Below are 24,403 nucleotides of genomic sequence, written 5' to 3'. Positions count from 1 at the left end.
GCGAGGAAAGGCCGCCGCGCGGTGAAGGATCTCCTGGCGCAGGTCGCAGCCCGCACGGTGGCCGACAACGCCTGCCGCAGCAAGGACTACGGCCAGGGCAATGGCGCCGATGAGACTGAGACGATCGGAGGGGAGGCGGACGCGGCGGTGGGGGTCGGGCGGCTGCGGGGCGGCAGGTTGTGGGGCGGCGTCGGTGGAGTCGGGTGGTGGGGGAGGCGCGGCGCCGCCAGCGGCGAATTCAGCTGGCAGATGCGCTCCGGAGCAGCGGGATGCAATCGGAGCTTTGCGATCGCCCGACCTGCGAGCACCAGCACCGGCACCAGCACCAGCCGACGCCCGGGCTCCAGGATCGGCGGCGCCCCGCTCCGATCTGCCATTACCGATCTGCGCCCGAGCGCCCGCATCGGCCTTCCTGGATGCTCGCGCCGCCGACCCGACCGCCGCCGCCGCCGCGCGAGCATCCGCGCTAGTCGACGCCTGGGCTCCCGGATCGGCAGCGACCCGGTCCGACCTGCCATCACCGGCCCGCGCCCGAGCGCCCGAATCAGCCTTCCCCGATGCCCGCGCCGCCGAGCCGACCGCCGCCGCGTCGGCGCCCGCGTCAGTGCCCTCGGATGCGGCCGCGTCGGCCCGTGCGTCATCCCTCAACGCCGGCTCGCTCCAGGGCGCGTGGTGTGCGGCGGCGTCGGCGTAGGCGGGTGGCGGCTAGCAGGGCTGCGGCTGTGGTGGCGGCGGCTGTGGTGGTGAGGGCGGCGTGTTGGCGGCGGGGTAGTGGGTGCGGGCCGGGGGCGGCGGGTTCTGTTGCGCAGGATTGGGGGCCGGTGGCTTCGCGGACGCAGACTGTCGTGAGCTGCTGTTGGTGGTGTCCGCGGTGGGGGGTGCCGGGCTGGGGGGTGTGGTCCAGGGGGCGGGCGGCTAGGTGGTGGTCGGCGGCGCTGGTGGTGGTGATGCGGGTGGTGCCGTGGGCGGGGATGGTGAGGGTCCAGGTCAGGTGGTGGCCGGTGTGGTGCGGGGGCGGGGTGGCGGTGATGTAGTGCAGGCTCGGGGGGAGTTGCTGGGTGATCAGGGCGTCGGGGACGGCGTGGTCGGTGGTGTTGTGGACCACGATCGCGTAGGAGACGTCTTGGCCGCCGGTGGCCTGGACCGCCACCGACAGTGCCGACAGCGCGGCGGGGAGGTCGGGGGCGGCGGTCGCGGCGGGCGCGCCGGTCGCCGTCGTCGGCACCAGCAGCATCGCTGCCGCTGCCAGCCCGATCATCAGGCCTCCGAGGTGTTGGACCAGTACCCGCTTGCCGAATCCTCAGCAGTCGAACACCGCGCGTGACGCCCCGCATCCGGGACTACGCCGCCGGGGAACGCCGCCACCCGTTCGGCCCAGTGTCGCCTCCCCCTGGCCGACGGACTCGACGGACTCGGCGGACTCGGCGGACTCGGCGGCGCGAGAAAACTCGGGCGGAGCGCCGGTTCGGCCGCCAGTGCTAGCCAACCACCGGCCGAATCATGTGACCGCGGTCAGCCGATACCAACCCGCCCCCACCACCCGACCATCAGGCAAATCAACCGATCGGGGCATCGGGAGGGCGTGGCTGGCGTGTCCTGGCGGTCGGGGCGGGCGGGGGCGGAAATCATGGTGGCCACGTGGCGCGCGATGGGGCGTCTGGTCGGCGACGGGAGTTCGTGATGCATGCCGTGCTCGCGTTGGTGGTGGCCTTGCAGGGGGGTCGGTCGTGGTGGAACCGGCCCATGGTGTGGGCTTCGTTGGCGGCCATTGCTTCTGGGGGATGGCTGGCGGTGCGGCGTTCGCAGAAGCGGGCGGAGCGGGAGGCGGCGGAGGATGCGGAGGCTGCTGCGGTGGTTTCCAGCAATGAGCGGGATCGGATCGATGAGGCGATGAATCGGCTCGGGCGGGATTGGCAGCCGGAGAATCCCGCTGAGCCCGGGTCGTATCCGGAGCCTTAAACGCGCGTCGGGCGCTGCGGTTCATCACACCTACGGCTCAGCTCCGCGCGCCCGGGTCGCCGGTGCGTGATCCTCTCGCTGCAGGGGCTTCGCGGTGGCCGACGGTCATCGGCGTGCCCGATCGCCGAAAGGATCTGCCGTGACCGCCACCACTCCGGAGAAGAAGAGCGCCGCGCGCGCCAAGGCTGGCAGCGCCAGGAGCGCCAAGAGCGCTAGGGGCGCCACCGCCAAGAACAACACCGCCGCTCCGCGCAAGCGTGTCCCCTCCACGGTCACGTCGGCGGGCCTGTCCCGCGGCAAGATCAAGGAGTGGTCCGCCCTGAGTCCGTTCGAGCTCAAGGGTGAGCTGATCGCGCTGGCGGCCGACACGCACAAGAAGTCGGCCGCGCAGATGCTCAACGCCGGGCGCGGGAACCCGAACTGGATCGCGACCGGGCCGCGCGAGGCGTATCTGGCGCTGGGTGCCTTCGCGCTGCAGGAGTCGCGGCGGGTCTGGACCATGGACAACCTCGGCGGGATGCCGGAGGTGGCCGGGAGCGGCGTGCGCTTCGACCGCTTCTGCCTGGCGAATCCGGGGATGACCGGGGTGCGGCTGCTGCGCGACATGGTGGACTACGGCGTCACCCAGCTGAAGTTCGACGCCGACGCGTGGATCGGCGAGCTCACCGACGCCTGGATCGGCGACCACTACCCGGACCCGCCGCGGGCGCTCAAGCACTGCCAGAAGGTCGTGCGCGCCTATCTGGCCGAGGAGATGTACGGCGGAAAGACGCCCGGCAAGGTCGACGTCTTCCCGACCGAGGGCGGCACGGCGGCGATGTGCTACCTGTTCGACACGCTGGTCACCAACGGCATCCTGCACCCCGGCGACACCATCGCCCTGATGACGCCGATCTTCACGCCCTACATCGAGATCCCCGAGCTGGAGCGTTACTCCTTCAACGTAATCCAGGTGAAGTCGGACATGATGACCGAGGAGGGCGTCCACATGTGGCGCTACCCCGACTCCGAGGTCGACCGGCTGGCGGACCCGAAGGTCAAGGCCGTGATGCTGGTGAACCCCTCGAACCCGCCGTCGATGGCGATGTCCGACCGGGTCCGCGACCGCATCGCCGACATCATCCGGACCAAGAACCCGAACCTGGCGATCATCACCGACGACGTCTACGGCACGTTCGTCCCCGGCTTCCGCTCCCTGGCCGCGACCTGCCCGCGCAACACGGCGCTGGTCTACTCCTGGTCCAAGCACTACGGCGCGACCGGCCACCGCCTCGGCGTGATCGCGGTGGCCGAGGACAACGTCTTCGACCAGATGCTCGCCAAGCTCCCGAAGGCGAAGAAGGACGAGCTGCGCCGGCGTTACAGCACCCTGACTCTGCACCCTGAGAAGACGAAGTTCATCGACCGCCTGGTCGCCGACAGCCGCGCGGTCGCGTTGAACCACACCGCGGGCCTGTCCACCCCGCAGCAGACGATGATGATGCTGTTCTCCCTGTTCGACCTGCTGCCGGAGGGCCAGGAGTACAAGGAGCTGCTGCGCACGATCGTCCACCGCCGCCTGGACCTGCTGATGGAGGGCATCGGCGTCCACCACATCAGCGACGACCCGGACCGCGCCTGCTACTACGTCGAGCTGGACATCCTCGCCGAGGCCGAGGCCTTCGAGAGCCGGGAGTTCGCCGACTTCCTGATGGAGACCTACGAACCCACCGACGTGGTGTTCCGCCTGGCGCATCAGGCCTCTGTCGTGCTGCTGAACGGCGGCGGCTTCGACGGACCGGGATGGTCGGTGCGGGTGTCGCTGGCGAACCTGGACGACTTGGACTACCTGAAGATCGGGCATCACCTGCACGCGATCATGGAGGAGTACAAGGAAGAGTGGCTGAAGACCAAGACCAAGAAGAAGTGAGCTGAAGCGGACGCGGCACGCAGCGCGACGGCCGGAGGCGAAGGCGGAGATCCTTTGCCACCGGCCGTTTGGCTATCCTCTGCTCATGGCGACCGAACCCAGCGACTACGTCAAGCACCTGCCCATCGGCGAGCAGATCCCCTTCGACGCCGACGGCATCCCGGGCTGGGAGATCTTCCCCTTCGAGGGCGATCTGCGGGTGAAGAAGCTGGAGCCGCCGGTGCTTCCGGAGCCGGCGCGCAACGGTGCGCCGGGCGGCACCCCGTGCCAGCCGTGCTCCTGGCAGGACTCCGACTACATCTGGACCGACGAGCACTGGCGGCTGCGGACGTTCCCCGAGGCGTCGATCCCGGCGCTGGTGATGCTGGAGCCGCGCGAGCACTGCGATCTGGCGGACCTGCCCGCCGAGCGCGCCGCGGAGTTGGGCGCGCTGTTCCAGCGTGTGGAGCGCGCGATCCTCACCCTCGGCGGGATCGCGCGGGTCCACGTCGCGCGCTACGGCGACGGCGGCGACCACCTGCACTGGTGGTTCTCCGCGCGGCCGGAGGGCATGCTGCAGATGCGCGGATCATGCCTGCTGATCTGGGAAGACGTACTGCCGAAGGTCGAGGCCGAACGCTGGGCCGCGACGAACCGGACGATCGCCGCGGCGATGGCAGCCGACGGCGGAAGCGCGCATGTCTGAGGACTCTGAGAACGCTGAGGGCTCTGAGGGCTCTGAGGGCTCTAAGCACGAACACTCCCCACACGCCGCCGGACCGGACCCCGGCTTATGCGCGCTGTGCACACACGTGAACCGCAACGAAACCCGCAAGGGCACGGTCTACTGGCGCTGCACCCGCGCCGCCACCGACCCGCGCTTCCCGAAGTACCCGCGTCTGCCGGTGCTCAGCTGTCCGGGTTTCGAGCCGTCGAAGCCGCCGCCCCCAAGCTAGAAGCCCGCACCACCAGCTCCGGCTGAAAAACCAGCTCGCGGTGCACATGCTGCCCCGCCGCCGCCCCGCTCTCCTCGACCAGAAGCTCCGCGGCCTCCTTGCCCACGCGCGAGGCGGGGCGCCGTATCGACGACAGTGGCACGACCGCCGCCGCCGCGACCTCCAGGTCGTCGTAGCCAACGATCGCCACGTCCTGCGGTACCGCCACACTGGCGGCGAACAGCCCTTGCAGCATCCCCAAGGCGATCAGGTCGTTGCCGCAGAACACCCCGGTCGGGCGCTCCCCCAGCCCGAGCATGCGCGCCGCGGCGTCCCGTCCGGCCGCCACGTCCCCGCGCGCGCCGAGCAGCGTCACCAGCTCCACGTCCGGATCGGCTTCGGCGATCGCCTGACGCGCGCCTTCCAGCCGGTCCCGGTACTGCGGCAGCTCCAGCGGTCCGGCGACGTAGGCGATGCGCCGGTGTCCGCCGGCGATCAGGTGCGCGACCGCCATCGCGCCGCCGGCGACGTCGTCCACGAGCACCCGACATCCGTTTCCGCCCGGTATGTCACGATCCACCAACACGTACGGAATCCGCGCGCGGCCGAACTCCGCCAGCGTCGCGCCGCTGGCGTCCGCCGGAGTCACCAACACGCCCCGAACCCGTTGCTGGGCCAGCATCACCAGGTGCGTGGCCTCGGTGGCGGCGCTGGAGGCGCTGTCCATCACCAGCACGCCGAGATCGGCGGCGCGGGCGGCCTGCTCGGCGCCGCGCAGCACGCCGACGAAGAACGGGTCGGCCAGGTCCAGCGCTAGCAGGGCCAGCACCTGGCTGCGGCCGGCGCGCAGCAGCCGCGCGCTCTCGCTGCGCACGAAGCCCAGCTCCGCGATCGCCGCCTGGACCCGTGCCCGGGTGCCCGGGGACACCGCGTCGGGGCGGTTCAGCACGTTCGAGACCGTGCCGACCGACACCCCGGCCAGCAGGGCCACATCCCGCATGCCCGCGCTCTTCGTCACGCACGCCCCTTGTATCCCGATCCGGCCGGTACCGTGCCGAGGAGGCTAAACGGCCGCGCTCGCCGGAGTCAACATCCTGTTTCCACCCACCGTACCGGGCGGTCTAGACCGCCTGGGGTTTGTGTGGCACAGTCGGAAACAGGGCAGCCAGGTCTTGACAGGCCGGGCGAGGACGCGCGTCCGGTTGGAACGTTTCAAGGACCGGCGGCGGTGGCCGCTGCGCCCCGGCCGTGTACCGTACGGCATCATTACCGTTGCACTTCAGGGTCACCCCTTGACGTCCCCTTATCCGGGTTCTAAGTTCCACGCAACGCGGAATTGAAACGTTCCACGCCGCAGCGGCAGAGGCGAGAGGGCACCATGACCGACGAGGCGCTGGTCCTCGGGCTCGACGTCGGCGGAACCTCGACGCGGGTCCTGGCGGTCACGCCGCACGGCCTCAGGCGGGGTGCCGGACGCGCCTCCGGGGGCAATCCGACCGGGCTGGGACCCGAGCGCGCCGCGGCGGCGCTGGCCGAGGCGGTGGCGCAGGCGCTGACCGGGCTGGACCCGGCGGACGTGCGGCACGTCGTGCTCGGGCTGGCCGGCGGCGGCGCCCTGCCCTCGGGCGAGGACATGCCCGGCGGCGAGGCGTTCACCCGGGTCTGGGACCAGACCGGGATCCGCTGTCCGATCGAGTACGAGCCCGACGCGCTGATCGCCTTCGCGGCCGGGACCGCCGCCGCCGAGGGCTCGCTGCTGCTGTCGGGCACCGGCGCGGTGGCGATCGCGGTGAAGGACCGCACGATGGCCGCGCGCGCCGACGGCCACGGCTGGCTGCTCGGCGACCGCGGTTCCGGCTTCTGGCTGGGACGGCAGGCGGTGCTGGCGGCGATGGCCGAACTGGACGGCGAGGGCCCGGCGACGGTGCTGACCGACCTGGTGATCGAATCGTTGCGGTTGCGCGGGAGCTCGCCGGTCGCCGGTCCGGCATCCGGCGCCGACGCCGGCGCGGACACGCCGCTGACGGCCCGGGAGATGGTCGCCGCGGTGATGTCCGAGCCGCCGACCGCCCTGGCGCGTCTGGCTCCGCTGCTGACCGCCGCCTGCGAGGGCGGGGACGCGGTCGCGAAGGCGATCGCCGACCGCGCCGTCGAGCATCTCGCGGCGACCCTGACCACGGTGCGCGGTCCCGACGCGACGAGCCCGATCGTCCTGGCCGGGAGCGTTCTGACCAATCCGACGCCGGTCGCCGAGCGCGTGCGGCGGATGCTGCGCGAGCGCTGGCCGGACGCCGAGGTGAGCCGGGCCCTGGACGGCGCGGCGGCCGCGGCGTGGCTGGCGCTGGCCCGGATCGGACCGATGCCGTCACCGGACGTCCGTGAGCGATTGTTTTCGATACCTACCGCCAGCTGACAAAATCTCGTACCCTACCGAGCAACTCGAGCAAGAAACGCGCAACCGCAGCACCCCACAACACCACACAGCACAGCGCAGATCCGTACGGCCGAGCACTCGCATCACCTGAGCACACCGCACGAGCGCACCTCCCTCACGAGCCGGAGACCCCGGCGCACCGCTTCTCGTCGATCAGGAGAAACACAGTGTCAGATCACGGTTTGCCAGCCGACGTCTCCCGCCGGCAGATGTTGGTCCGTTCGGCCGCGATCGCGGCCATGGTCGGCCCGGGCTCGGCCCTGGCAGCCGGGTGCGCGGCCGGCAGCGGGAGCAGCCCCAAGAACAACAACGCGGGCTCCACCACCGCCGCGAACTCCTCGGACCCGAAGAACCCGTTCGGAGTGAAGGCCTCCAGCCCGCTGGATGTCTACGTCTTCAAGGGCGGCTACGGCGACGACTACGCGAAGGCCTTCGAGGCGATGTACTCCTCGAAGTTCTCCGGCTCGCAGGTCTCGCACCACAGCGGCCAAAACCTCACCGGCGACCTGCAGCCCCGGTTCAACGCCGGCAGCCCGCCGGACGTCATCGACGACTCCGGCGCCCAGCAGCTGAAGCTGGACGTGTTGAACAGCAGCGGCCAGCTGACCAACCTGGACCGGCTCTTGGACGCGCCCTCGATCGACGACCCGAGCAAGAAGGTCCGCGACACCCTGCTGGCCGGCACGATCGAGACGGGCCAGCTCGGCCAGAGCATGTTCTCGCTGAACTACGCGTTCACCGTCTTCGGGCTGTGGTACTCCACCGCGCTGTTCCAGAAGAACAACTGGCAGGTCCCCACCTCGTGGGAAGACTTCATGACGCTGTGCGCGACCATCAAGGCCAGCGGCATCGCCCCGTTCGCGCACCAGGGCAAGTACCCGTACTACATGCTGGTGCCGCTGATGGACATGGTCGCCAAGAACGGCGGCCCGGACGTGCAGACCGCCATCGACAACCTGGAGCCCAACGCCTGGAAGTCCGACGCGGTCAAGAACAGCGTCGATGCCCTTTACGAGCTGGTGGACAAGGGCTACATGCTCCCGGGCACCGAGGGTCTGACCCACATCCAGTCCCAGACCCTGTGGAACCAGGGCAAGGCGGCGGTCATCCCCTGCGGTTCGTGGCTGGAGAACGAGCAGCTGTCCGCCACCCCGGCGGGCTTCAACATGGCCGTGTTCGCCATGCCCTCGCTCAGCGGCGACAAGATGCCGCAGACCGCGATCCGGGCCGGCGCCGGCGAGCCGTTCATCGTCCCGAGCAAGGCCAAGAACCCGGCCGGCGGCCTGGAGTTCCTGCGCATCATGTGCTCCAAGGCCGGCGGCGCCTCCTTCGCGCAGAAGGCGAACTCCCTGTCGGTGGTGAAGGACGCGATCACCCCGGACATCGAGGCCAAGCTGCTGCCGGGCACCAAGTCCAGCAACGACCTCTACCAGGCCGCCAACGGCAAGGTCATCTCCTGGTACTACCTGAACTGGTACTCCCAGATGGAGAAGGACCTCGAGGACGCCATGGGCCAGCTGATGGCGAACAAGATCAAGCCGGCCGAGTTCATCACCCGCGCGCAGGCGGCGGCCGACAAGTGCGCCGGCGACTCCTCGGTGCAGAAGTTCAAGCGCCCGACCACCGCCTGACCCTGCGACCGCCTGACCGTCCCGCGAACGCGCCGTGGCCCGCCGGTTCCTCCCCGGCGGTCCACGGCCCACCGTCCCACCCTCCCCTCATCTCCTCCCGGGAGCTCGCGCCATGCGGCTGCGCAAGAAGACCAGAGAGCGGCTGTTCATCGCCTCGTTCCTCGCGGGGCCGCTCGCGGTCTATTTGATCTTCGTCATCTGGCCCTACGTCGAGACCTTCGGCTACTCCCTGACCGAATGGAGCGGCGTCGCGCCGCCGAGCAAGGTCGTCGGCCTGAAGAACTACGCGGACCTGTTCCACGACTCGATCTTCCTCAAGGCCCTGACGCACAACATGATCATCCTGATCGTGTTCCCGACGATCACCATCGTCCTGGCGATGTTCTTCGCCTTCATGCTGAACGTCGGCGGGCGCCGCGGCGGCCTGGGCGGGGTGCGGGGCATCGGAGGCTCGGCGTTCTTCCGGATCGTCTTCTTCTTCCCGCAGGTCCTGTCGGTCGCGATCATCGTGATCCTGTTCCAGGCCGCCTATGAGTCCAACAGCGTCGGGCTGTTCAACGCGATCGTCATCAAACTGGGGCTCACAGACGCGAACCACCCGTGGGAGTTCCTGAACTCCCCCACGTTCGTCCTGTGGTGCATCATGTTCATCCTGGTCTGGCAGTGGGTCGGCTTCTACCTGGTCCTGTTCTCCGCCGCGATGCAGCAGATCCCGCGGGACTACTACGAGGCGGCGCTGCTGGACGGCGCCGGGCGCACCCAGACCTACTTCAAGGTCACGATGCCCCTGCTGTGGGACTCGGTGCAGACCGCCTGGGTGTATCTGGCGGTCGCCGCGATGGACGCCTTCGCCCTGGTGGCCACCCTGACCCCCGGCTCCAGCTTCGGCGGCGGCCCGGACGAGCACGGCGAGGTCCTGGCGACCTACCTGATGCGCAACTTCCAGGTCCTGGGCAAGGCCGGCTACGCCTGCGCGATGGGCGTCGTCATCTTCTTCATCACCCTGATCCTTTCGCTCGTCGTCATGCGCCTGACGCGCCGCGAGCGCCTCGAGTACTGAGCGCGGAGGAAGAGACGACATGGCAGCGGACATGACGGAGACCTCGCCGACGACCGCCAAGACGGCGGGCGGCAAACCCGGCAAGCCCGGCAAGCCCGGCAAAGGCGAGCGCGCGGGCCGCTTCGGCGAATCCGGCGCGACCCTGAACGTATTCGGCACCGGCTTCATGGCGGTCTGGGCCATCATGGTCCTGGGCCCGGTCCTGTGGGTGATCCTCGGCGCCTTCAAGAACACCAGCGAACTCAACGGCAGCGCCTGGTCCTGGCCCCACCACTTCTCCTTCGACGCCTTCAGCCGCGCCTGGCACACCGGCATCAGCACCTACCTGAAGGACACCCTCATCGTCCTGGTGTTCTCGGTGTCCCTGACGATGCTGCTCGGCGCCATGGCGGCCTACGTCCTGGCCCGCTTCGAGTTCCGCGGCAACAGGTTCATCTACTACCTGTTCGTCTCCGGCGTGATGCTCCCGGTCTACCTGGCCCTGGTCCCCCTGTTCTTCCAGGTGAGCAAGCTGCACATGCTGAACACCTACCAAGGCCTGGTCCTGGTCTACGTCGCCTTCTCGATGCCCTTCACGGTGTTCTTCCTGCACTCCTTCTTCAAAACACTCCCCTCAGCAGTCTTCGAAGCAGCCCAGATCGACGGCGCCTCCCACACCCGCGCCTTCTTCCAGGTGATGCTCCCGATGGCCAAACCCGGCCTGATCAGCGTGGGCATCTTCAACATCCTGGGCCAGTGGAACCAGTACCTGCTCCCCGTGGTCCTGATGCAGTCCCAACACGGCGAGGCACCGCACTACATGCTGTCGCAGGGCCTGGTGTCCCTCATGGTGGCGCAGGGCTACAGCGGCGACTTCCCCGCCCTGTTCGCGGGCATGACGATCGCGATGCTGCCGGTGATGGCGGTGTATCTGTCCTTCCAGCGCCAGGTGCAGGCCGGACTGACGGCGGGGACTTTGAAGTAGGGCGTATCCGGCGGCATGCTTCGGTGGATCCTCCATATCACGCGTGCCTGGCACGATATGGGCGAGTGCGGTTGGTTGATGGGCTTTGAGAAGCTTTTTACGTCTTCGAGCATGGTTTGATGGCCTCGCTGGGGCGCAGTTCGGTGAAGGGTGTCCGGGTTGCGCTGGCGGCCGGCGGTGTTTCATGTCCACGACCGCGCGCCGGTCCAAGTCACTGCGCACGCGTGGGGGTTGGCGGGTGGCGGCTGCGTTTGGTGGCACATGAAGTCAAGGTCGAAAGCAGGGCCTGCACGGCGAGCGGCACTCGCTCCAGGAGGGGTCGTGCCGTATGCCGCCAGTCGCGGACAGCCTCAACCGCCAGCCGCCATCGCAGCCCGCACACCCTCCACCGAACTGCGCCCCCTGCGAGGCCTTCTTCAACCCGCGCGAAGCCGTAAAAAGCTTTGAAAACCCACCAACCAACCGCACCCGCGAGCGCCAGCCGCGCACCACCCGCCTCAGTGCCCGCGGAAGGCCTCCTCCAGCCACCAGGAGGCCTCGTCGGCGACGACCTTCGCGTCGAGCAGCAGGGGGCGGTCGCGGGGGCCGGCGAGCCAGGGTGCGATCACCTTGAGGTCTTCGGGGGTGCGGATGGTTGCGGCTTCGCAGCCGAAGCCGCGGGCGATGGCGGCGATGTCGGTGTCGGGAAAGGTCACGGTGGCCAGGTCGTCGCCGTTCGGGCCGAAGTGGTGGACCTCGGCGCCGTATGCCGCGTCGTTGTAGACCACGATGAGCAGTCCCAGCTGTTCGCGGACGGCGGTCTCCAGTTCGGTGACCGACATCAGGGCGCCGCCGTCGCCGAGGGCTGCGATGGTGAGGCGGTCCGGGCGGGCCAGGGCGGCGCCGATCGCGGTCGCCAGGCCGAGTCCGATGGACTGGTAGGCCTGGGTGAACACGAGTCCTTCGGCATCGGGGACGTCCAGGTACATCACCGGGTAGCCCATGAAGTTGCCGGAGTCGACGGCGACGGTGCGCTCGGTGGGAAGCAGGGTGTTGAGTTCGGCGGACAGCGTGCGGGGGTCGATGCGGTCGGCGGTGGAGCGGTCGGCGAACGGGATCTGCGGCCAGCGGCCCTCGCTTCGCACCGAGCCGGCGATCTCGCGCGAGCGGTAGCCGTGCTTGGCCGACACCCGGTCGGCGACCTGGCGTGCGGTGTCCGTCGCGTCGCCGACCACGCCGAGGTCCACGCGCCGGTGCCGCCCCAGCGCGTCCTGTTCGGTGTCGACCTGCGCCACCTTGGCGTCGGGGGCGATGAGCGTGCCGTGGCGCAACGTCCACATGTTCAGCCCGCACCCCCAGCCGACGATCAGGTCCGCGGACCGGATCAGCTCGGCGGCCAGCGGCGTGGCGAACCCTCCGCTGACGTCGAGGTCGAACGGATCGCCGCGAAACAGCCCGCGCGCCGCCGCCGAGGTCGCCAGCAGCGCGCCGGAACGCTCGGCCAACGCGGCGATCGCCTCCCCGGCGTCGGCCAGCCGCGCGCCCCGCCCCGCGATGAACACCGGCCGTTCGGCTTCCTCCAGCAGCGCGGCAAGCGCAGAGATGTCGTTCTCACTGGGATGCACGGTCGTCGCGCCGGACAGCAAGCCGAACCGCTTCCCGGCCTCGACCCGCTGCTGCTGCACATCCAGCGGCAGATTGAGAATCACGGTCCGCCGCTCGGATTGCGCGGTCGCGACAGCCGTCAGCGTGTCGGCACGCGCGGATCTGGCGCTGTTCACACGCCGCGGCAACGCACCGACAGCCCGTGCCAGAGCATTCTGGTCAACCCAGAAGTTCGACAGCCGAGATGTCGCCTCAGCCGCCAAAACAACCAACGGCGTGCGGCTCTTAGCAGCTTCAGCAATACCGGTCATCGCATTAGTGAGACCAGGGCCCTGATGCACGGACAGCACCCCGAGCCCACCACTGGCGCGCGCATAGGCATCGGCCATCGTGGCGGCACCACCCTCGTGCCGTGCCGCGACGAACCGCGCGCCGGCATCGACCAACGCATTGGTGACATGGAAGTTGCCACTGCCGACAACCCCGAACACCACGTCGGCGCCTGCTTCGCGCAGGGTCTTGCCGACTTCGGAGGCAACGGTCGCTTCAACGGACATGGGTCCTCCGATCGCTCGGGACGCAGCAGGTTCCTACCCGCCGGGGCGCGCTTCACAACGGTGGATCACGAATCGAGCAAGGAGCGCACGCCGAACACGCGTACCCCCGCCGAGCCCCCGACCCGACTAACGCCCCGGCCGCCAGACCGAACAGGGCCGCGACGACCACGCAGTACGCCCAGCCCTCCCCCGCGCTTCCAAACCAGACACGACCCGGCACGCACTGCCACGCCCCGCCGCGCCAGCGTCACCCCTAGTGCTCGACCAGCGCCAGCACCCGCGCCGGGCTCCCCGACCCCCGCACGATCGGCAACGGCGCCGCGATCAGCACGGCGCCCCGCGCCGGCAGCCGATCCAGGTTCCGCAACTGCGTCAGCCCGTACTTGCCGGCGCCGAGCATGGAGGAGTGGCACGGGAACGGCGGGTCGAAGCTGTGAGCGGCGCCGGCATCGGTACCGACGGTCTCCACCCCGATGCCCTGCAGCGGCGTCTCCTCCGCGAGCCACTTCGCGCACTCCACCGAGAACCCGGGGCTGTGCGGACCGGTCTCGTTCGCGTTGAGGAACGCCGCCTGGTCACCGGCACGAGCGTCCCATCCGGTGCGATACAACAGCCAGCCGCCCTCCGGCAGCGGACCGTACTTGGACTCCCACTCGCGCACGTCCTCCACCTGGAGCAGGTGGTCCGGATCCTGCGCGGCGCGCTCGGAGGCGTCCAGCACCACCGCCGGACCGATCAGGCGCCGGGGCGCGACCTGCGAGACGTCCTCGCCGTCACGTCCGGTGATCCAGTGCACCGGCGCGTCGAAGTGCGTCCCGACGTGCTCGCCGGTGACGATGTCGTTCCAGTACCAGGCCGGACCGCGCTCGTCGTAGCGGCTGATCTCGCGCAGCGAGAACTGGACCGTGTTATTGAAGGGCTCGGGCAGGTGCAGGATCGGTGTCTCGTGCGACAGCGGCGCGGTGAGATCGACGACCTCGATCGTCCCGGCGGCGACCGCCTCAGCCAGCTGGACCAGCAGCGTCATACCTCGCACCGTACTCCCGGCACGGCGGCTCGTCAGCCGCGGCGCGGCGCTCTTTGCGCGCCCCGTGGGGATTCTGACGGATACTGAAGCGTATGAGCACAAGGCGGACGATTCTCCGGGGCGGCATCGCGGCACTCGGCGCGGCGGCGTTCACCGGGGCGTGCGACTCCTCGCACGGGAACGCCGACGGCGCGCCGACGAGCTCGCCGACGACCGGGACGACCTCCTCGCCGTCAGGCTCCTCGCCGTCGGCGTCGTCTTCGCCATCAGGCTCGTCGGCGGCGTCTTCGCCATCGCCGTCGCCATCGCCAACCAGCTCCTCGGCGACCAAGCCGTCGACCGGCGTCACCCCCGGCGGACCGTCATCGCCGGCCGCCGCCCTCTGGACGCCCGGCCCCGGCGAGTTGGAGCCCGACGTCAAAGCCGTCGCCGTCGAGCACATCATCGCCCAGCTCAACCGGCCCGATCTCCAGATCTACGACGCCCAATACGGCGGCCTGCTGGACACCTCGGCCAGCGTCCTGGTCGTCACCAGCGTCGCCACCTACGACGTCCGCCTGGTCCAGGCATCGCCCCGCTGGCGCGTCACGCAGGTGAACCCCTCCCAGCCCGGCGCGCCGACCTCCGCCCCCTCCTCCGCCGCGACCGCTCTGCTCGCCTCCTCCCGCGTCAGCCTCCCGGCGGCCGCGGCTGCCGACGTGCGCAGCGGCCAGGTGCACGACAGCGTCCTGAACGTCCTGCTCGAACTGGCGAAGGAGCACGAGCTGGCCGTCAGCGTCGTCCGCTCCGGCCACCCGATCGACGTCTTCGGCACCACCCGCCCCTCGGACCATCCGCGCGGGCGGGCGGTTGACGTATGGCGGATCGACGGCAACGCTGTCGTGAACCCCGCCACCCCGACGGCGCTCGTCGACAACCTGATGCGCCGCGCCGCGGCACTCGGCTCCTACAACGTCGGCGGACCCCGGCAACTGTCGGGCCCGCAGTTCTTCAGCGACCGCACGCATCACGACCACGTGCACATGGGATTCACCACATGACTCACGGCATGAGCCTCCTGACATCCTTGCAATCCAAAGCCGACGCACTCGCCACCCTGGAGCCGGACGTCCGCGCCGACGCTCCCGACGCCGTGCACCAGATGCGCGTCGCTGCGCGCACACTGCGCGCGAACCTGCGGACGTTCGAAGACGTGCTCCCCAGCACCAAGAAACGACTCGGACTGATCGAGGAACTGGGCTGGCTCGGCGACGCGCTGGGTCCGGCACGCGAGGCCGAGGTGCTCGCGGAACTGGTGCTCGACCTGCTCAAGCGGACACCGTCGGAGTACGTGCTCGGTCCGGTCAAGCAGCGGGTCGAGGCGGTGTTCGCCCTCGAGCGGGAATCAGCGCTCGGCGTCGTGACGGACGCGCTGGACTCGCCGCGCTATCGCAGCCTCCTGAAAAGCCTCGACGCCTACTTCCGCACGGCCAAGCCCGGCAAGGACCCGGATCTGTCGCGCCTGCACAAAAAAGTCCGCAAGCGCATGCGGGCGGCGCTCCCGATGCCGCACGGCGCCGAGCGCGACACCGCGATGCACGACGCGCGCAAGGCAGCGCGCCGCGCCCGCTACGCCGCCGAGGCGCTCGGGCTGCCCGACGCCAAGCCCATCAAGGCACTGCAAGACGTGCTCGGCGAAGAACACGACCGAGTCGTCACCGCCGCCGCGCTCACCGATCTGGCCGCCGGCGCGCACCAAGCCGGAGAGGACGCGTTCACCTACGGCGTGCTGCTCGGGCTGGTGCGCTGCGACTCCCGCGACTTCGACCGGCAGGTTCGCAAGGCGTGGAAGGCTGCGCGCCCGAGCCTTCGGTAGACGAGAAGTACGCACGGATGTGCGCCCCAAAGGATCTTTGGCAAACACCCGGCGACGGATACGGAACGTATCCGAGCCCTGACAGATGAACCTTTATATCAGGACCCGATATCCAGGGGTTGCCCTGTAGCGGACACCCTGATTCGGCGTCACAGTGTCGGTGACCACCTTCCACCGACCCGGAGGTTCCATGTCGTCCCTGCGCCGATTCGGCCTGTCCTGGACCCAGCGGCTCGCCGTGGGCTTCGCCGCCACCGCGTCCGCCGTCACCGTCACCGTCGTCGCCAGTCCCGCCGCCGACGCGACCGTGTACGGCTCGTGCACCGTCAGCGGCTGCTCGGCGGCGGCCTCGGCGAACTCGACGTGGGAGTCGATGAACTACCCGAGCTCGCGCGGCTGGTACGACTGGCCGAACGGCAAGTGCAACTACGCCGGCGGCACCTACTACAACGACGACGGCCAGCTGCCCTCCGGCGACAGCTTCCAGGAGTTCGACGTCAACCCGCGCGCGTGCGGCGCGCACCGCGACGCGGTCCGGATCGTCGTGGACATGAACACCGGGCAGGTCTGGTACTCCCCGGACCACTACAGCGACTTCTACGCGCTGTCGTAAGGGTTTTCGGCCCTGAAAACACCACATGCGCCGCCGTCGGATTCGACGGCGGCGCATGTGTTCAGTGCGGCGAAGGCTTACGGCTTGAGGCCTTACGGCTTGATCCGCACCACCTGCGGGTCGTGGTCGCTGGCCTGGTCGGTGTACTCGGCGTTGACGTGCACCACCTGGTAGCTCAGGTCCTTGATGCCCTTGCTGACCAGGATGTGGTCGAGCACCTCGGAGACACCCTCGTAGTCGTACGTGTACTGCTCGTTCGTCGGCAGGGTGCTGATCAGGTCGGTCAGGATCGACGGGCCGGTGCCGTCGGAGGTGCCGGTGCGCAGCGAGCTCAGCGCCGGGCTGAACTGGTAGTCGTTGAGGTCGCCCACGACCACCACGTCGGCCTTCTTGTCCACGTCCAGCAGCTTCTGCACGAAGTCGTGCTCGACCTGCGCCTGGCCGGAGCGCTGCAGCGCCGAGGACTGCGCCGGGTACTGGAAGCGGCCGTCCTGGTTCTGGTCGCCGAGCTTGGCGTCGAAGTGGTTGGCGATGACGAAGACGTCGTGGCCGCGGAAGGAGAACTGCCCGACCAGCGGCTTGCGGCTGGAGTTCCAGACCGGGTTCGCCGGGTCGATGCGTCCGGGCGACAGGCTCAGCGCCGGCTCGCCGTGCTTGCTCACGACCTGGGTGCCGGTCGTCGTGCGGTTCACGCTCGCCGCGCCGGTGTCGACGAAGGTCACCCGCGCCGGGTTGTACAGGAACACGGTGCGGATGTTGCCGCCGGGCTGACCGCCGTCCTTGTCGTTCGCCGGGTCGATCTCGCGCCAGGCGTACTTCGGACCGCCCGCGGCGGCGATGGCCGCGGTGAGCTTGGTCAGCGTCTGGTCGGCGGCGACCGTGCCGTCGTCGGTGGCGCCGCTGTTGTCCTGGACCTCCTCGACCGAGACGATGTCGGGGGTGGCCAGGTTGGTGACGATGCCGGCGCCGAGGCGCTGGAACTTGCTGTCGGGGTCCGACGGCGCCAGGTTCTCCACGTTGTAGGTGGCCACCGACAGGTCCTTGGCCGGGTTCGCGTCGGCGACGACCGGCGCCAGGTGGTTGTTCTGGACCGTGCCCACCGTCGAGGCGGAGATGAGGAAGCCGCCGTACTGCGAGTAGTCCATCGCCCCGACGGTCGCGCCGGTGAGGACGTCGCCGACGCTCACGTGCGGGTTGCTGCCGTCGGCGGCGACGACCTCCAGGCGCCCGGACGGCGTCTGGTTCTCGCCGAGCAGCTCCGAACCGCCGCGGTAGGTGGTGGCCTCGTTCGGCTTCACGGTCACGTACTGCTCGCCGTAGGCGTCGGAGGGACCGACCACGCGCGCGTCGTCGACCTCGACCCGCATGCCCTGAATCGAGCGGTAGAAGTCGAGCACCGAGCGCGACGGCGTGACCGGCGTGCTCTCGATGTTCGCGCCGCCCAGGTCCGGGGCGTAGGTCGCCGGCACGTTCGCCGCCGAGAGCACGATCGGCGCCGGGAGCGCGTTGCCGCTGCTGACCTCGGTGACGGTCGCGGTCCCGATCTCGGTGACCGACAGGTTCGAGGTGGTGGCCACGGTGTCGCCGCTGGCCAGCGGGTAGTACGCCTGCGCCTTGCCGGAGACCAGGACCGAGTCGCCGACCGCGACGGTCGGGGCGGAGCTGGTGTAGACGAAGACCCCCTCGCTGGTCGCCGGGTTGGCGTCCGGGGTCGGGTCCTGCATCCAGAAACCCTTGGAGCCGCTGGTGCGCAGCGCGGTGACGATGCCGGGGACGTTGGTCACGGCCTGGCCGTTGACCGGCGAGACCCAGCCGGCGCCCTGGATGTCGTGGATGCGCAGCGGGCCGGGCTGGGTGCCGCCGCCGCTGCCGGAGCCGCCGGCGGCCGGGGTCGGGTCGCCGGCGGTGAAGTCGGCGCCGTTCTGGTCGGTGTCGGTGCCGGCGGCGGCGCGCGCCACCGAGGCGGTGTTGCTCGCGGCCGGGGCGTCGGCGGTGCCCTCGTGGATGACGGCGGTGCCGTAGCCGACCAGGTCCTTGACGCTCGCGTCGGCGGCGCAGTCCGCGGCCGTCTTGCAGCTGAGCGCGGTCTGCGAGGTGACCAGCGCGACGGTCCCGGCGGTGCCGCTCATGTTGATCGCGCCGGTCGCGTCCGGCGCCGGCAGGTCCGCGGTGCCGCCGGCGCCGGCGGCCTCACCGACCAGGTAGGTCTTGCCCGGAGCGATGCTCCCGGTGAGGTTGGTGACCTGCCACGTCGTGGTGGCGCCGGGCGCGGCGGAGATGTACTGCACCGACCAGGAGGCCAGCGAGACCGGAGCGGTCCCGTTGTTGCGCAGCTCGATGAAGTCGTTCTTCAGGGTCGCGCCGGAGTTGCCGCCGCCGCCGTACACCTCGTTCACGACGACGTCGGTGGACACCGTCGCCTCGGCGGACGGCAGCGCGAGCAGCGCGGCGATCGTGCTCGCGGAAATCGCGACGGCGGTCAGGGCACGGGTCCTTTGCACAGGTTCTCCTCGTCAGGGGTCTGGATCGGCACACAGTGTTGGGCATCTTCGCGAACCGCGAGCGTCCGGGACAAGGACAACAAGTGCTGATGTGGGGTCGCTCGGTTGCACAGGATCGGTCGATGCGCGAAAACGCGCGCCATGCGGTTCCAGTCGTCCTTCCAGCGCAAACAGTATTCTGCGACAGCGGTCCCTCGGATAGGAGAAATCATGTCACCGACGGACTGCGCCGGAGCCGCGTGCTGACCGCGTGCCTCAGCCCATGAGCCCGGCGGCGACCGTCGCCCCCAGCTCCCAGCACGCTTCCAGGTCGGTCTTCGAGGCCTCGCCGGTCACCGTCACCGGCTGGAACACCCGCTCCCAGCCCATGCCGCCGGCGATCGACTCGATGGCGCGGAGAGCGCCGACGGTGTCGTTGTTGCCGTGCACGTAGGCGGCGTAGGGGAGCTTCTTCGTCGCGTCGAGGCAGGGGTAGTAGATCTGGTCGAAGAAGTGCTTCAGGGCACCGGACATGTAGCCGATGTTCGCCGGCGTGCCGACGATCACCGCGTCCGCGCTCAGGACGTCGACCGCCGTGGCGGCCAGGGCCGGGCGGCGGATGACGGTGACGCCCTCGATCTGGTCGTCGGTCGCGCCGGAGACGACGGCCTCGAACATCGCCTGGAGGGTCGGCGAGGGGGTGTGGTGGACGATCAGCAGCTCAGACACGATGGTGATCCTTCCACGAAACCCTTTGCCCGGGTTCGAGGCCGAGGCGTCGTCCGGGCTCTTTGCCGGCGTCCGTCAATATCATGATCCGCAGCCACCGATACCGACGCCGCGGAGAGTCCCATGGTTCGCACCACACCGCCGAGGCCTGTCGACGTCGAGGCGCTCATTCCCGAGGTGGCGCCGTTCCGGCGCACAGCGATCCGTCTCCACCCGAGGCCTGGCGACCCGGGCCCGCTGGACAGCTCGGTCGGCGGACCGCTGCTGTGGCCGGCGGACGAGCCGTGGCCGGTCTGCCCGGAACCCACCCACAGCCACAGCATCGAATGGCCCGAAGTCAAGACCACGACCAAGCCCGTACCGCTGGTCAGCATCGTCCAAGTCCATCGGCGGGATGTGCCGCATCTGGCCTTTCCCCGGGGCACCGACCTCCTTCAAGTGCTCTGGTGTCCCTTCATCATCGACGGATGCGCGTCCGCACCCCAGGTGTACTGGCGGGACGCGGATTCGATCGAGCAAGTCCGGCCAGACGTCCCCGATCAGGTGGACATCGCTCCGGCGGACCGCATCCCCGGCGCTTGCGTCGTCCACCCCGAGCAGGTCACGGAGTATCCGACGTCGGACCTGCCGTTCGACCTGTTGACGGCCCTGCTGCCGCGCTTCGAGTCGCTGCGGGCGGAGACCGGCTGGATCTTCGACCACCACCTCGCGGCGGCGCCCGGAATCAAGCTCGGCGGCTATCCGAGCTGGAAGCAGGAGTCCTGCTGGCCGTCGTGCACGGCGTGCGGCACGAAGATGCAGCACTTGCTGACCGTGGACAGCCGGGAGTTCGACGGCTCGTCGTGGCGCACGTGGCTCCCCGTCGAAGAGCGGACAGGCGCGACCGGCCGCGAGGAACGCGCGCCACAGGAAGCGGCGGGATCCGCGGTCAGCGAAGCTGCGGGAATCATGATCGGTGACGCCGGCGGGATCTACATCTTCGAGTGCGCGCAGTGCCCGGATCGGCCCGTCGGTTGGTGGGGGGACTGTTCTTGAGCGTGCGGCCTGCTTACGCCACGCGCGACAGCAGGTCCAGGAACAGACGTTGCTCCGCGTCGGTCAGCGGGGCGAGTACGGCGGCCTGGATGTCGTCGAGGACTGCGTCGAGTCGGCGCAGTTCGTCGGCGCCCTCGGTGGTGAGGGTGACGACGTTGCGCCGTCTGTGGCGGGGGTCGACCTTTCTGTCGACGAAGCGGCGCGCCTCCAGCTCGGCGAGGGCGGCGGTGACGTCACTGCGGTCGATGCCCGTGTCGCGGCCGAGGTCGGCCTGGCTAGCCGGTCCCGATTGCTCCAGGGCCGCCAGCAGGCGGTAGTGGTGGCTCCGCAGCCCGGCGCCGTGAGCTTCGAAGCCGCTGGAGAGCAGGGCCGAGGAGCGCGCGAACGCCCGGCTGATCAGCCAGGTCGGGCGGTCCTTGATCCGGTCCGGGGCGCGGCTGATCCGATCGTGATGCGCGGGCATGGAGGCAGCCTACCCATTGTTGGCATGGCCAACACTCGCTATATTGGTGATGCCAACATTGGTGTCGCCAACATTGAAGGCGCACCTCTGCCCCGCACCCTTCCTGGAGGATCGATGAACCACGAATCGCCCGCTGCCGGAACCACCCGCGCACTCATCGTCGGACGGAGTCCCAGCGTGCTCGTCTCCGCCGTGGAGTTGTTGCGCGAGAAGGGATATCGCGCCGAGGCCACCAACCAGTTCGACCGCGTGCTGGAGGACTACGACGTCGCCGACCTCGACATCCTCGTCTTCGGCGGCATGGTGCCGCCGGACACCAAGCAGCATCTGCATGACACGATCACCGAGCGCAACAGCCAGGTCGTCTTCGTCCAGGGTCTCGCCGGCATCGCGGGGGTCGTCGCCGCTCAGGTCGAGGCGGCCGCGGCCGCCGGCATGCCCCCGATCGGCGACGTCAGCTACGACCAGACGAAGCGGACCTTCCGCATCACCCTCGCCGAGGCGGAGCACGTCTCCGTCGAGGCACTGTGGGGCACGTCGTTCACACCTCCTGAGCCGACCAGTACCGCGGCACCGATATTCGACGGCGAGCTCGCGGCCGGCAGCCATGAGATCGCCTTGCCGGATCAGGTCCCTGACGTCGCCTCCTTCGCGGTGGTCCGGGTGCGCGATCACGTCCGAGTCCTCACGATCGGCGCCATGCCGCAAGCCGTGGCGCGCATGGTGCCGAAGTCCGCCGAGGACCGCCGGCTTCCGGGCGTCGCGACGGTCACCACGCACGACCCGGATCGGTGATGGTCAAAAGGGTGAGCATGCAGTAGTCCGTGTCGTGATCCGGTCGTTCGCGGCCAGAATCAACGACCGACAGGTGGCGGACGGTGCGCCGAACCGCCCGTTCGGGTGGAGCGGTGCCGGTTAAGCGCTGTGTACGCACTTGGCGCTTCAGTTCGCTGCGATGCTGGACTACTACTTGTACAAACGCCCGATCGGGGAGGTCCGCGAGGTGGAACCGCTCAGAGCAGGGGATCCGCGCACTGTGGGCCCGTACGTGCTGATCGCCCGGCTGGGTTCCGGGGGCATGGGGCACGTCTTCCTGGGGCGGACGCGCGGCGGGCGGACCGTCGCGGTGAAGGTGGTCAAGGCCGAGCTGGCCGGGGACCGCGAGTTCCGGCGGCGGTTCCGGCAGGAGGTCGCGGCCGCGCGGCTGGTGTCGGGGCGGTTCACGGCGCCGGTCGTGGACGCCGATCCGGAGGCGGCGACGCCGTGGCTGGCGACCGCGTACGTCTCCGGGCTGACGCTTCGCGCGGTGGTCGGCGCCGGCGCGCTGCTGCCGGAGAGGTCGCTGCGGGTGCTGGCGTACGGGCTCGCGCGGGCGCTGGCGGAGATCCACACCGCGGGCGTCGTGCACCGGGACATGAAGCCCTCGAACGTGATGCTCGCCGTGGACGGCCCGCACGTCATCGACTTCGGCATCTCGCGGGTCATCGCCGGGGCGGATCAGACGCGCACCGACATCGGCACCATCATCGGCTCGCCGGGCTTCATGTCGCCGGAGCAGACGCGCGGGCAGGAGCTGACCGGCGCGACCGACGTCTTCTCCCTCGGCACGGTCCTGGCCTACGCCGCCACCGGCCACAACCCCTTCGGCGGCGGTCCGGAGCACGCCGTGCTCTACCGCATCGCGCACGGCGAGCCGGACCTGACCGGCGTGCCGGACTCGCTGGCGCCGCTGGTCGGCATGTGCCTGGCGAAGGACCCGGCGCGCCGGCCGAGCACCGCGCAGATCATCGGGCGCATGGCCGACAGCGTGCCGGAGGGCGCCTGGCTCCCGGCGGACCTGACGGCGGCGATAGCACAAAGCGCCGCCGAGATCTTGGACTACGAGGGCATCGCGGTCTTCCCCCAGCCGGACTCCGACCCGGTGACCACCCCCGGACTGAGGCCCGACCCGACCCTGCCGCTGCCCACCCCGGCGAACCAGCCGACGGCACGCCTCGATCCGGTCGACGTCCGGACCCGCGCCCGCGCCGCCGACCGGAACCAGGAGCTCCTCGGCGTCAGCGAGCCGCCGCAGGGCAGGAGGCGCGACGAAGGCGGCGGCAGCGCGGGACTGGTGGCCGGGCTGCTGTCGGTCGCGGTGGTCGCGGCACTGGCGACGGCCCTGGTACTGGTGCTGCACAAGGGAAACAGCAACCCCAGCTCGCCGCCGGCGGCTTCGGTGGGCACGAGCACGAGCCAGTCCCCGCTGACCTTCACGGCGCGCTCCAAGACCGCGTCGCAGACCACGCAGACGGCGCCGACCCCGACCACCGCCTCCGTGCCGACCCCGACGACCCCCGCCTCGACCGCCTCCACGACGAACGCCCCGAGCCCGACGACGAGCAGCGCCGCATCGACGACGCAGAGCACATCGGCGCCGAGCTCACCGAGCAGCAGCGCGAGTTCTTCGGCGCCGCCGTCGTCGAGCCCGTCGACGAGCCACAGCACGGCACCGCAGACGGCGGCGAGTTCGAGCCACAGCTGAGAGCGGGCTATCAGCCAGCCGCGTCCGGACATGAAAAAGAGGTTGCCAGTCCGGAGCGCATAGCGACCTGCCAGCCATATCAGCAGCCGGACATCGCGGCCACCCGGCCACCGCCGACCACCCTTGACAGCAGCCGATCAGCCGGCGCTGCCGAGCGTACCCGCGCAGCCGGAATCACCGCAGCGGTCACCGGCGTTCGGACGCGAACAGCGGCCCGCCGGCCATATCAGAAGCCGGACACCAAGGCCGCCGACCAGGCACCCCGTCGCGGCCCCGGGGCTAGCGCATTCCGCAGCGGAAGGCGGCCCAGCGGGCCACTCGTCCCCAGCGCACCCGCGTTCTCACGCCACGCCGGCGTCTGCGGCGGGGAGCGTCGTCGCCGCCTCCGGCCAGTCCGTGCGATGCCGGAAGCGGACTCCTTACGGACATGTCGAGCGCCATTCGCCGCCAACCCTTTCGAATCGACTGCGCGCCGGGCCGCGCCGCCTCCACACTGGGCGCAGCGGACCCGGGGCCGCACCCGCCTGCGGTCCCGGGTCCGCTCTGGTCCGGTCCGGCGTGACGCCGTCCGGCCGTTCGGTGCGGCACGCGAACGAGCGCGCCGCGAGTCTTGCCGGTGCCCGGCTCCCCGTCTGGCGCCGCACTAAGCGCCAGCCCCGTTCGCC

The 24,403-nt window shown here is 70.0% G+C and carries 19 protein-coding genes; 12 read left to right on the top strand and 7 right to left on the bottom strand.

Going from position 1 to position 24,403, the window contains the following annotated elements; all coding sequences use genetic code 11:
• Positions 1-637: 637 nt before the first annotated feature.
• Positions 638-1,258 (bottom strand): hypothetical protein, encoded by a 621-nt coding sequence (locus CACI_RS53480; RefSeq protein ID WP_012786161.1) that lies wholly within the window; start codon positions 1,256-1,258, stop codon positions 638-640.
• A 987-nt stretch (positions 1,259-2,245) separates the two neighbouring features.
• Here CACI_RS53480 and CACI_RS09690 point away from each other — a divergent pair.
• Entirely contained in the window at positions 2,246-3,868 is a 1,623-nt protein-coding gene (locus CACI_RS09690; protein WP_041541450.1) for a bifunctional aspartate transaminase/aspartate 4-decarboxylase, read from the top strand.
• A gap of 85 nt (positions 3,869-3,953) precedes the next feature.
• Positions 3,954-4,553, top strand: coding sequence for a hypothetical protein (locus CACI_RS09685; protein ID WP_012786158.1), 600 nt, complete (start codon positions 3,954-3,956; stop codon positions 4,551-4,553).
• A 203-nt stretch (positions 4,554-4,756) separates the two neighbouring features.
• Here the strand turns inward: CACI_RS09685 and CACI_RS09680 are convergent, their stop codons facing one another.
• On the bottom strand, positions 4,757-5,800 hold the full coding sequence (locus CACI_RS09680; RefSeq protein ID WP_012786156.1) for a LacI family DNA-binding transcriptional regulator: 1,044 nt from the start codon (positions 5,798-5,800) through the stop codon (positions 4,757-4,759).
• Positions 5,801-6,160: 360 nt separating this feature from the next.
• Here CACI_RS09680 and CACI_RS09675 point away from each other — a divergent pair, with 360 nt between their 5' ends.
• The 4 genes from CACI_RS09675 to CACI_RS09660 all read left to right on the top strand — a co-directional run bounded on the left by CACI_RS09675 (position 6,161) and on the right by CACI_RS09660 (position 10,871).
• On the top strand, positions 6,161-7,195 hold the full coding sequence (locus CACI_RS09675; RefSeq protein WP_012786155.1) for an N-acetylglucosamine kinase: 1,035 nt from the start codon (positions 6,161-6,163) through the stop codon (positions 7,193-7,195).
• A 188-nt stretch (positions 7,196-7,383) separates the two neighbouring features.
• Positions 7,384-8,847, top strand: coding sequence for an N-acetylglucosamine/diacetylchitobiose ABC transporter substrate-binding protein (gene ngcE / locus CACI_RS09670; RefSeq protein WP_012786154.1), 1,464 nt, complete (start codon positions 7,384-7,386; stop codon positions 8,845-8,847).
• Between the two features lie 112 nt (positions 8,848-8,959).
• Positions 8,960-9,907, top strand: a complete 948-nt coding sequence (locus CACI_RS09665; protein ID WP_012786153.1) for a carbohydrate ABC transporter permease — start codon at positions 8,960-8,962, stop codon at positions 9,905-9,907.
• 19 nt (positions 9,908-9,926) lie between these two features.
• Positions 9,927-10,871: a carbohydrate ABC transporter permease gene (locus tag CACI_RS09660; protein ID WP_012786152.1), complete on the top strand. Its 945-nt coding sequence runs from the start codon at positions 9,927-9,929 to the stop codon at positions 10,869-10,871.
• A gap of 497 nt (positions 10,872-11,368) precedes the next feature.
• Here the strand turns inward: CACI_RS09660 and CACI_RS09655 are convergent, their stop codons facing one another.
• On the bottom strand, positions 11,369-13,012 hold the full coding sequence (locus CACI_RS09655; protein WP_012786151.1) for a thiamine pyrophosphate-binding protein: 1,644 nt from the start codon (positions 13,010-13,012) through the stop codon (positions 11,369-11,371).
• A gap of 253 nt (positions 13,013-13,265) precedes the next feature.
• Positions 13,266-14,039: a cyclase family protein gene (locus CACI_RS09650; protein WP_012786150.1), complete on the bottom strand. Its 774-nt coding sequence runs from the start codon at positions 14,037-14,039 to the stop codon at positions 13,266-13,268.
• Between the two features lie 92 nt (positions 14,040-14,131).
• Here CACI_RS09650 and CACI_RS09645 point away from each other — a divergent pair, with 92 nt between their 5' ends.
• The 3 genes from CACI_RS09645 (at position 14,132) to CACI_RS09635 (ending at position 16,507) form a co-directional block, all read left to right on the top strand.
• Positions 14,132-15,079 carry a hypothetical protein gene (locus CACI_RS09645; RefSeq protein ID WP_063643524.1) on the top strand — a complete coding sequence of 316 codons (948 nt, stop codon included), beginning with the start codon at positions 14,132-14,134 and terminating at the stop codon, positions 15,077-15,079.
• A gap of 8 nt (positions 15,080-15,087) precedes the next feature.
• Positions 15,088-15,894, top strand: a complete 807-nt coding sequence (locus CACI_RS09640; RefSeq protein WP_049871527.1) for a CHAD domain-containing protein — start codon at positions 15,088-15,090, stop codon at positions 15,892-15,894.
• Between the two features lie 190 nt (positions 15,895-16,084).
• On the top strand, positions 16,085-16,507 hold the full coding sequence (locus tag CACI_RS09635) for a ribonuclease domain-containing protein (RefSeq protein WP_012786146.1): 423 nt from the start codon (positions 16,085-16,087) through the stop codon (positions 16,505-16,507).
• A gap of 92 nt (positions 16,508-16,599) precedes the next feature.
• Here the strand turns inward: CACI_RS09635 and CACI_RS09630 are convergent, their stop codons facing one another.
• Together CACI_RS09630 and CACI_RS09625 are read right to left on the bottom strand one after the other, a co-directional pair.
• Positions 16,600-19,008, bottom strand: coding sequence for a lamin tail domain-containing protein (locus CACI_RS09630; protein ID WP_012786145.1), 2,409 nt, complete (start codon positions 19,006-19,008; stop codon positions 16,600-16,602).
• A gap of 255 nt (positions 19,009-19,263) precedes the next feature.
• Positions 19,264-19,716 (bottom strand): flavodoxin family protein, encoded by a 453-nt coding sequence (locus tag CACI_RS09625; RefSeq protein WP_012786144.1) that lies wholly within the window; start codon positions 19,714-19,716, stop codon positions 19,264-19,266.
• A 123-nt stretch (positions 19,717-19,839) separates the two neighbouring features.
• Between CACI_RS09625 and CACI_RS09620 the strand changes: the two genes are divergently transcribed.
• Positions 19,840-20,751, top strand: coding sequence for a YwqG family protein (locus tag CACI_RS09620; RefSeq protein ID WP_012786143.1), 912 nt, complete (start codon positions 19,840-19,842; stop codon positions 20,749-20,751).
• Between the two features lie 13 nt (positions 20,752-20,764).
• Here CACI_RS09620 and CACI_RS09615 read toward each other — a convergent pair whose 3' ends face one another.
• Positions 20,765-21,214 carry a MarR family winged helix-turn-helix transcriptional regulator gene (locus CACI_RS09615; protein WP_012786142.1) on the bottom strand — a complete coding sequence of 150 codons (450 nt, stop codon included), beginning with the start codon at positions 21,212-21,214 and terminating at the stop codon, positions 20,765-20,767.
• 114 nt (positions 21,215-21,328) lie between these two features.
• On the opposite strand from CACI_RS09615, the gene CACI_RS09610 reads away from it, so the two are divergent.
• Together CACI_RS09610 and CACI_RS52185 are read left to right on the top strand one after the other, a co-directional pair.
• The gene (locus CACI_RS09610) at positions 21,329-22,009 is read left to right on the top strand and encodes a hypothetical protein (RefSeq protein ID WP_012786141.1); all 681 of its coding nucleotides are present in this window, start codon (positions 21,329-21,331) and stop codon (positions 22,007-22,009) included.
• A 139-nt stretch (positions 22,010-22,148) separates the two neighbouring features.
• Entirely contained in the window at positions 22,149-23,738 is a 1,590-nt protein-coding gene (locus tag CACI_RS52185; protein WP_049871526.1) for a serine/threonine-protein kinase, read from the top strand.
• Positions 23,739-24,403: the final 665 nt, after the last annotated feature.

The sequence above is a fragment of the Catenulispora acidiphila DSM 44928 genome, assembly GCF_000024025.1.
Classification (GTDB): Bacteria; Actinomycetota; Actinomycetes; order Streptomycetales; family Catenulisporaceae; genus Catenulispora; species Catenulispora acidiphila.
This window is presented reverse-complemented; position numbering and strand designations above follow the sequence as displayed.